Below are 8,693 nucleotides of genomic sequence, written 5' to 3'. Positions count from 1 at the left end.
TCGGCTGGATGGTTCGCTGGCGCCGCCTGGTGCGGGACTACGAGGCCAGGCTCGATGTGTCCGAAGCCTTCGTGCAGGTCGCCATGGGCAGCCTGCTGCTACGCCGCATCAGCCACTGAGTGCATTCTCAAACGGGCTCTCAGGGCTTCCGACTTCCGGCAGCCGGTCAGGGCGATCAGGGTGATGGCGCTGGTGAAGGTCGCCGACATGCCCTCGGCCTCGGCAGCCGCCAGCGCGTCGCCCAGCCTCTCGACCTCCTCGGCCGACAGGTAGCGGTCCTTCCGCTTGACCGGGATCACCCGGACGCCGATAGCCGGGCTGGTGGGAACCATGCCCTCTCGCTCGGCCCAGGAGAGAACCGAGGCGAGATAGGCCGTCACCCGCCCTGCGATCGTCTCGCCGCCAGCCACCCGGATCCGCCCGCGTGACTTGCCGCTCATGGCGGTCTCGGCCGCGGTCTCGCCCCGGGCGATGCGGCGCTGCATGCGCTCGATGTCCACGCGAGTGAGCTTGCCCAGCTTCAGGTTGCCGATCAGCGGCACGACGTGGTGGCGCAGCCCACTCTTGTAGGTCTCTGCCGTGCCCGCTTTCAGGAAGGCGCCACCAATCCGGCCGGGCTTGGCGCGGGGGCAGCCGGCCTCGATCCACCGCTCGATCAGCTGGGCCACCGTCAGGTCGGCCCGGGCGGCGTTGCGCGCGTCTGCCGGATTCTCGCCACGATCGAGAGCCGCAAGATGCCGGCGGGCGATGGTGCGGGCTTCCTCCGCCTTCATCGCGCCTGCGTCGCCGATCACCAGGCGTTCCGTCTTGCCGCCCCGGCCACCACGATGACGGTACTGGAAGATCCAGGACTTCCGCCCGGATGGGAACACGCGAAGCCCGAAGCCCCGGATCTCCTCGTCGAACACCTTGTACTCACGCGCCGGGTCGGCACGCAGGCTCTCCACGAGCTTCTGCCCAATCTTCGGCATAATGAGGCACCCAGCTTGGATGGCGCCTACCTCGATACAGCTGCCCAAGGCAGCCCCACGGCAGCCCCAGGCGGCAATTTCCGGTAGTTTCGTTCCTTACCTCTAGATTACCGCAGGCGCGATGTCATGGATTTTCAGCGGGTTGGGAAATAGCGAGAAAGGTACGGGAAGTGTCGGAAAAGTCGTACTCCCAGAATGGCATTCAAGAGGTCGACGGTTCGATCCCGTTCGGCTCCACCATTCCCGCGAACGATGTGACGAGACAGCCGCTGCATGGCAGGGCCGTCGTTTTCCCTCAATGCAGCAGCCGGCAATCTGGATCAGTTTCCGGCGATCTCTGGACGCGGCGCCCAGCCCGGGTGCCAGCACCACCCGCTCCACCATCTCTGCCAGCCGATCGGGTCCCACCCGCGTCCGCAGCGCGTCGTGCCCGGTGCGCCCCTGCGTCCTGCTTCTGTCGGTGCATCCTGCTCCACCCAGCGAGGATCGAGTTCCATGACGTCATCGACGCTGCTCCTCTACATGGAGCAGCAGGCCGTTCTGGAAGGTGAGGCCGCTGTCCTGGAGGTCGTGCCGGACTTCAAGGACGGCATGGCTGCGGTCGTCCTGGGCCGGACGCTCTTCTACCCGCAAGGCGGTGGCCAGCCGTTCGACCAGGGCTGGATCAAGGGTGAGGCAGGCAGGTTCCAGGTCGAGGAGGTCCGGTTCCAGGGCGGGATCGTCCATCACCTGGGCAGGCCCGCGGCCCGGCCGTTCCAGGCCGGCGACGCGGTGACGCTGCAGGTCGACGGCGAGCGCCGCCGGCTGCACAGCCGCCTGCACACTGCCGGTCACCTGATCGACGAGGCGGTCTGGAATCTCGGGCTGGGCTGGCAGCCGGCCAAGGGTGTGCACGCACCGGGACAGTCGGCCGTCGAGTACCGGGCAGATGCCGTGCCCGCACCCGATGCCGCAGCCCTGATCGAGGCCGAGCTGAACCGGCTGATCAGGCACGGCTTCCCGACCAGGACGGAGCTCGTGTCCAGGGAGGAACTGCCGAAACGCGCCCGGTTCGTCCCGGACAACCTGCCTTTGGACAAGCCGGTCCGCCTGGTGACGGTATGGGACGAGCGGGGGCTGCCCTGCGGCGGGACCCATGTGGCCGACATCCGCGAGGTAGGGCCGGTCATCATCCGCTACGTCAAGGCCAGGAAGAACATGGTCAAGGTGGCCTATGAGCTCGAGGCCGGCACCTGAGCCGGTGCCGGACCCGGCATCGGCTGCGGCCGGGGATGATGCCCGTTCTCCATCCGCCGCAACGGGCCGCCATCACCGGCGGCACGGCATGAGCCAGGGCGGGCGCGATACGCCGCCGGCAAGCACAGCATGATCGGAGTTGGGCGAGCCCGGCGAGATCCGGGCGGAGGCTGACTTATGCGGTGGTCCCGCCGGCCAGGCCTTCCTCGCGCATGATCTGCTCATAAGCCCGGCGCACCACGGCCTTGCCATGCTGGCGCTCCAGCCGGCGCACGGTGAAATGGCCCTTGGCCAGCGACTGGAAGTAATGGGTGAAGGTCGCGTTGATCGCGGCCCCGCTCACCGCACCCAGCACCGGCACCGCCTGGGCCGCCGCCTTCTGCGACACGGTGACGCCGAACCGGGCGCCGATCTGGGCCAGCAGGCGGACCATGGCCGAGCTGGTCTCGTCGATCAGGCCGCGCTCGGCGAACTGCCGCGCCGCATGGATCACCGAGCGGGCCATGGCGGCGCGGGCCGCGAAATAGCCGCTCTCGTGCAGGTGGCCGGTCCGCCCGGCCAGCGCGAACACCTGCAGGCAGGCCAGAGCCGCCTCCGGGTCGCGCAGGTCCTCGCCCTCGCTCTGCGCGATCCGCGCGATCGCCCGCAGCATGATGGTGGTCGAGACCGGCAGCTCGACCGGCAGGGCGGCCACGCCGAACGCCCCGCCCATGGCGCCGGTAAGCGTCGCCAGCGCCCGGTGGGTACGGGTCTGCGGGTCCGGCCGGCCTTCGGGCACGGTGAGCAGCACCAGGCGCAGCGCCTGGCGCAGGGCCGTCGCGGTGGCTTCCGAGACGATCTTGGCCACGCGCTCGGGCAAGGCGCGGCCGAGCAGCTCGATCGGCCGGCCCGCCAGGTCCGAGAGCTTGGCGGCGAAGCTCGGGCCTTCCAGGCTGCGTACCGCCAGGCGCAGCGCTTCGCGGTCGGCAAGCGGCAGCTCGCTGCCTACCAGCACCCGCTCGTCGGCGGTGATCACCACACCCTGCATGCTCACCCCGGCTCCCTGTTGCCAGGACCAGATGTAGGGCGCGGTGGCCCTGCCGGAAACCTCACCGTACCGGCAGCACCGGCGAATGGGCAGGCGGCGGCAGGCTGCCATGGCCCCTCCAGATAGCGCCAGAGCAGCAGGCCGGTCGCGGTGATGGTGGGCTGCGGCGGGGAGGCTGCCAGTTCCAGGGCCAGCGCCCGGGCCAGGTCCGGTGCCACCTTGTTCTGGATGGTGACGTGCGGCCGGTAGGGCTGCCGGTCCTGGGCCGTCAGCAGCGGCAGGAAGCGCGCCGCGAGGCGGCCCCGCAGCTCCTGCAGTTCGGGCGAGCCATAGGCCAGCGCCACGCCGCGGCCGAGCAGGCGCGGCTGGCCGCCCGTCAGGAGGAAGGGCTGCCGGTCCTGGCAGGCAGCGGCCAGCTCGGCACGGATCGCCGCCTCGGCACTGCCCGGCAGCCGGTGGAACAGCGTGACATGGGCCGGCACCAGGTTGCGCAGGGGCGGGAAGTTCCGCCGGCGCAACCCGTCCAGCACCAGGAAGTCCGCCTCGTTGATCGCGAGCGTGACGATCAGCGGCGGATCGGTCAGCATGGCGGCGACCCGGCCGGCCCGGGCGGACCAACGGGAGAAGGCGTGCCATGACCCAGCCCCCCTGGCGCCACCAGATCCGCATCGACCTGCCCGACGAGCTGGCGGAGCGGGCGCGGCTGGATCCGGAGGATGCCCTGCTGGCCCCCTTGCCGGAGATCCTCCGCCGCCACGAGGCGCGCCTTCGCTGCCAGTTCGAGGCGTTCGTCGGCTATGTGGAGGAGGCGCGGGCGCATGGCGGGCAGGGCTATCCACTCCTGGCCTGGACCGAGGCCACCCTGAACGACCCCGCCAAGCGCGAAAAGTTCCTCCGCTCCTTCTCGATCCGGGTACGGGGCGAGGAGACCTATCCGGCGGCGGTGGCCGAGGCGCTGCTGGCGGAACTCCGTCCATTGGAAGGGACGAGGCTGATCCTGCGGATCGCGCATTACGATACCAACCCGGCCAACAACCCGCAGCCGCCTGCGGCAAGCTGTGCCAAGTGAGGCGGGAACCCGAGCGTGGCACATGCGCTTAGTGCATGGGTCCTCCTCGTTGGTGTGTGGTGAAAAGTTTCGCTGCCTGCCCACATGGAGCCTGTCACCGGTGCACTTCCTGGATGCGCCGATGGCCCGGGGGGTCGAGCATGCTCTCCTCCGGTGGATCCGGCGCCAGCCGGTTCCTCGACGGACTTCGGTTCGTTCCAGGCGTTTACCTCCCTGATCTACTCGGCCGGATCGTCTCGATCCGGCCACTTTTTTTTCTGGCGCCGCGTTCGCCCGGCTGGCTGCCGCACAAGGCGGGCGGCTAGGCTCTGGCCGGCCCGGAGAGGGAGGAGCCCGCGCATGACGATCGACGCCAAGACCTTCTGGCGCTGCCTGGCCCAGCGCGCGATCGGTGCCACCGTGGTGACGGTCGACGGCCGGGACGGGCCGGCCGGCTTCCTGGGGCTCTCGGCCACCCATGTGAGCGCCGAGCCGCCGACCTTGCTGGTGTCGATCGACCGGCGGACCAGCGCCTGCGCGGAAGTGATCGAGCGGGGCCGGTTCGCGGTGAACGTCCTGCCCGCCGATGCCGAGGCGATCGCCGACGCGTTCGGCGGCCGCAGCGGCATCAAGGGTGCTGCCCGGTTCGCCCTGGGCGAGTGGACGACGCTCGTGACCGGTGCCCCGGTGCTGCGGACGGCACTGGCCGCCTTCGACTGCCAGGTGAGCGAGGTGATCGACCGGGGTCAGGTCGTGATCGTGCTGGGCCTAGTGGTGGCTGCCACCAGCCGGGACGAGGGCGAGCCGCTGATCCTGTTCCGGGGTGCCACTCGCGTCTGAGCCGTCGTCCTTGCGATTTCCGGACGACAATGCGCTCTTCCGATGACACTGAGCACTTCTTCTGCGGCAATCGATGTCATCTACCGGCAATCGGCAAGATATCGCAGGACTTCGACCGGGAGTTGCCGGTATATCGGTATCAGTGCCGAGGGGGCGCTCTGGGGATTGCCGGAAGGTGACGGGGACAAGCTGGCTTGCTGCCGGTGGCGGGGCTGGACGGCATGTCGGGCGAAGCGGCTGACGTGCCGGGGCGGGTCGAGGAGCTGAGCGCGGCCGCGGCCGGGCCATCGGCCACCGCCGCCGTCTTCCTGCCGCTGCGGAACTGGCATCGCCGCGTGTCGCGCGGTGCCGTCCTGATGCTGGTCGTCTCGGTCCTGGTGCTTGCCCTGCTGCTGGTGCTGGCGGTCACCCTGCTGCTGGGCAATCTCCGCCAGGACGCGGCCGAGCGGCAGCGCGAGGAGCGGATCGCCGCTGCCCGGCTGGACGACCTGCAGGCGCAGCTCGCCTCCAACGTCCATGACTATGCGGCCTGGGACGATGCCTTCGTCAGGCTGGTCGTGACGCCCGACCGCGCCTGGGCCGAGGCCAATATCGGGCCCACCATCTGGACCAGCCTCGGCTACCCGATGAGCCTGCTGGTGGACGAGGCAGGCCGCCCGCGCTTTGGCCAGCTCGACGGAAGGTTCGGTGCGCCGGCGGTCGCCGAGGCCCTGGGTGACGGTGCCGCCGGGCTGATCGAGCTGGCCCGACAGAACCGCACCCATGCCGCGCCGGCGGTCGCGGGCGTGATCCTGGGCCAGGATGGTCCGCTGATCGCTGCGGCCAACGCGGTCGTGCCGGAGGATGCGGCGGGCCTGACCCTGCCGCCCGGCCCGCCTGCGGTGCTCCTGTTCGCCACGCGGCTGGACGAGGCGATGCTCCAGGAGATGGCGGACGACTTCGGCCTGGACCGGCTGACCCTGACGGGTGTCGACACGCCGCTCGAGGGGCGCAGCAGCATCGCCCTGCGCGGCCCGGACGACCGGATCGTCGCCCGGTTGGCCTGGGTGCCGCGCCAGATGGGGCGCCAGCAGCTCTTCTGGCTGATCCCGACCCTGGGCGGGGTCGCGGCACCGATCGCCTTGCTGATGGTCATGGCGTTCGGCAGCCTGCAGTTCTCGCACGCGCTGAAGGACAGCGAGACCCGCCTCCACCACTTCCTGGAAGTGTCCTCCGACTGGCTGTGGGAAACCGACGAGGCCGGGCGGATCGCCTGGATCTCGCCGAGCTATGCCACCGCCGCCGGGCTGGATCCCACCGAGCAGATCGGCCGCCGGCTGGATGGGATCGCCAGGGCCGGCCCCTTGCCGGACGACTGGGAGCGCCTGCGCGACGCCTTCGACCGGCGCCAGCCCTTCCGTGACCTGCGCTATGCCGTCCGCGACCGGGCCGACCAGACCTGGATCTTCCAGGTGAGCGGGCGGCCGGTGCTGCGGCCGGACGGTCAGCTCCTCTGCTACCGGGGGGTGGGCCGCGACGTCACCCTGGAATGGCGGGCAGCACAGCGGCTGCGCGAGACCGAAGGCCAGCTCGGCACGCTGGTGCAGAACCTGCAGGGCATCGTCTTCTGCCGCGGCGTGGCCGGGGACGGCCCGTTCGGCTACGACGAGCGCGGCGTCGAGCTCCTGGGCGCCGGCGAGAACACGCTGGCCCTGCCGCGCGACGGCCGTTCGCGGCTGGACCTGGCCACCTGGCAGGCGGCGATCCACCCGGACGATCTCGAGCTCTACCGCTATCGCGAGCAGCGGCTGATCGCGGACGGGCAGCCCTACCAGCTCGACCTGCGCTTCATCGACCCGGCGAGCGGGGCCGAGCGCTGGGCGCATCGGGTCGGCTGGGCCGTGGACGACGTGGAGCGCGGCCGCCGCCACGTCTATGCCTATGTCATCGACGTCACGGAGCAGCGCCACCGGGAGGAGGCGCTGCGCACCATCAAGGGGCGGCTCCAGGCGCAGAACGAGGAGCTGCGCGCGGCACGCGCCACGGCCGAGGCCGCCAGCCAGGCGAAGTCGCAGTTCCTGGCCGCGATGAGCCACGAGATCCGCACGCCGATGACCGCCGTGCTCGGCATGGGCGACCTCCTGGCCGCGGAAGACCTGACGCCGCTGCAGCGCCACTACGTGGCGACGATCCGCAACTCCGGCAGCCACCTGCTCAGCATCATCAACGACATCCTGGATTTCTCCCGGATCGAGACCGGGCGGCTGGAGCTGGAGCGGATCGACCTGCCCCTGGTCGACGTGCTGGAGCAGGTCCGTTCCCTGATGATGCCCCAGGCCACCGAGCGCGGGCTGCGCCTAGAGCTGGACGTGCGGGTGCCGGCGGACCTGGTAATCCAGGGCGATCCCACCCGGCTGCGCCAGATCCTGGTCAACCTGGCGGCCAACGCGCTCAAGTTCACCGCGAGCGGCCGGGTCCGGATCGGGGTGGAGCAGCGCCGGCTGGACGGCGAGGACTGGCTGCATTTCTCGGTCGAGGACAGCGGGATCGGCATCCCGGCCCAGCGCCAGGCCGCCCTGTTCGAGCCGTTCACCCAGGCCGACAGCTCGACCGCCCGCCATTATGGCGGCAGCGGCCTGGGGCTGGCGATCTGCAAGCGGCTGGTCGGCGCCATGAACGGCCGGATCGGCGTGGTGAGCCAGCCGGGCGAGGGCAGCACCTTCTGGTTCGAGCTGCCGCTGACGCTGGGCCGAAGCTCGGCCGGGACGATCCGGGAAAGTGCCGCACCCGCCCAGGTGCGGCCGCTGCGCGTGCTGGTGGTCGACGACGTCGCGGTCAACCGGGAACTCCTGGTCGAGATGCTCGGCCGGCAGGGCCACCGGGTCGACCAGGCGGAGAACGGCGCCCAGGCCGTGGGCATGGTGACCCGCGGCGGCTACGACCTGGTCCTGATGGACGTGCAGATGCCGGTGATGGACGGGATGGAGGCGACCCGGCGGATCCGCCGCCTGGACGGGCCGGCGGCCCACGTGCCGATCCTGGCGCTCACCGCCAACGTGATGGCGAGCGAGCAGGCGCGCTATCTCAGCACCGGCATGAACCGCTGCCTGACCAAGCCGGTGGTGTGGTCCGAGCTGTTCGCAGCACTCGCCGCGGTCGCGTCCGGCAGCCTGGCGCCGGCGGGGCCGACGGCCGTGCCGGAAGCCCTGCCGGCGGCGACGGACGAGGTGCCGCTGCTCGACGTCACCCGGCTCGACGCGATGTCCGCGGGCATGCCGGCCGAAACGTTCGCGCGCATGCTGGCGCGCGGCATCACGAGTGCCGAGGCCGCCTGCGGGCGGCTGCGATCCCTGGCGGGCGATCGGGATGCGCTGGCCAGGGAGGCGCACCGGCTGCGCGGCACGGCCGGGACGTTCGGCCTGCGCCGGGTGGCGACGCTGGCGGAAGCGATCGAGGCGCGGGCGTTGGCGGGGACCGATCCCGGCCTGCTGGTGGACGCGCTGGCGGAGGCTTGCGCCGCCAGTGCCGAGGCGGCGGCCACGTGGCACGATCCCGCGACAGCCAAGGCCGACCGGACCGGCTAGGATGGGCC

7 protein-coding genes and 1 pseudogene are annotated in these 8,693 nt (G+C 70.9%); 5 read left to right on the top strand and 3 right to left on the bottom strand.

Going from position 1 to position 8,693, the window contains the following annotated elements:
- A pseudogene (locus HLA95_RS22200) lies at positions 1-119 on the top strand (IS5/IS1182 family transposase); the annotation flags it as partial.
- Here HLA95_RS22200 and HLA95_RS22195 read toward each other — a convergent pair.
- Positions 99-971 (bottom strand): tyrosine-type recombinase/integrase, encoded by an 873-nt coding sequence (locus tag HLA95_RS22195; RefSeq protein WP_191061653.1) that lies wholly within the window; start codon positions 969-971, stop codon positions 99-101. The pseudogene HLA95_RS22200 and the gene HLA95_RS22195 overlap by 21 nt on opposite strands.
- A gap of 495 nt (positions 972-1,466) precedes the next feature.
- On the opposite strand from HLA95_RS22195, the gene HLA95_RS22190 reads away from it, so the two are divergent.
- On the top strand, positions 1,467-2,207 hold the full coding sequence (locus HLA95_RS22190) for an alanine--tRNA ligase-related protein (RefSeq protein ID WP_191061652.1): 741 nt from the start codon (positions 1,467-1,469) through the stop codon (positions 2,205-2,207).
- A 175-nt stretch (positions 2,208-2,382) separates the two neighbouring features.
- Here HLA95_RS22190 and HLA95_RS22185 read toward each other — a convergent pair whose 3' ends face one another.
- Together HLA95_RS22185 and HLA95_RS22180 are read right to left on the bottom strand one after the other, a co-directional pair.
- Complete coding sequence (locus HLA95_RS22185; RefSeq protein WP_255592165.1) at positions 2,383-3,234, bottom strand: EcsC family protein; 852 nt, start codon at positions 3,232-3,234, stop codon at positions 2,383-2,385.
- A 2-nt stretch (positions 3,235-3,236) separates the two neighbouring features.
- Positions 3,237-3,821 carry a 2'-5' RNA ligase family protein gene (locus tag HLA95_RS22180; protein WP_222184556.1) on the bottom strand — a complete coding sequence of 195 codons (585 nt, stop codon included), beginning with the start codon at positions 3,819-3,821 and terminating at the stop codon, positions 3,237-3,239.
- A 47-nt stretch (positions 3,822-3,868) separates the two neighbouring features.
- Here HLA95_RS22180 and HLA95_RS22175 point away from each other — a divergent pair, with 47 nt between their 5' ends.
- From HLA95_RS22175 to HLA95_RS22165, 3 genes are all read left to right on the top strand, one after another.
- Positions 3,869-4,303 carry a hypothetical protein gene (locus HLA95_RS22175; RefSeq protein WP_191060809.1) on the top strand — a complete coding sequence of 145 codons (435 nt, stop codon included), beginning with the start codon at positions 3,869-3,871 and terminating at the stop codon, positions 4,301-4,303.
- A 339-nt stretch (positions 4,304-4,642) separates the two neighbouring features.
- Positions 4,643-5,122 (top strand): flavin reductase family protein, encoded by a 480-nt coding sequence (locus tag HLA95_RS22170; RefSeq protein WP_191060808.1) that lies wholly within the window; start codon positions 4,643-4,645, stop codon positions 5,120-5,122.
- Between the two features lie 203 nt (positions 5,123-5,325).
- Positions 5,326-8,685 (top strand): ATP-binding protein, encoded by a 3,360-nt coding sequence (locus tag HLA95_RS22165; RefSeq protein WP_322100161.1) that lies wholly within the window; start codon positions 5,326-5,328, stop codon positions 8,683-8,685.
- Positions 8,686-8,693 lie beyond the last annotated feature (8 nt).

Origin of the sequence: Geminicoccus harenae, assembly GCF_019800005.1 — a bacterium.
In the GTDB taxonomy this organism is placed as follows: domain Bacteria; phylum Pseudomonadota; class Alphaproteobacteria; order Geminicoccales; family Geminicoccaceae; genus Geminicoccus; species Geminicoccus harenae.
Note: the sequence above shows the minus strand (reverse complement) of the source record. Positions and strands in the feature narration are given on the sequence as shown.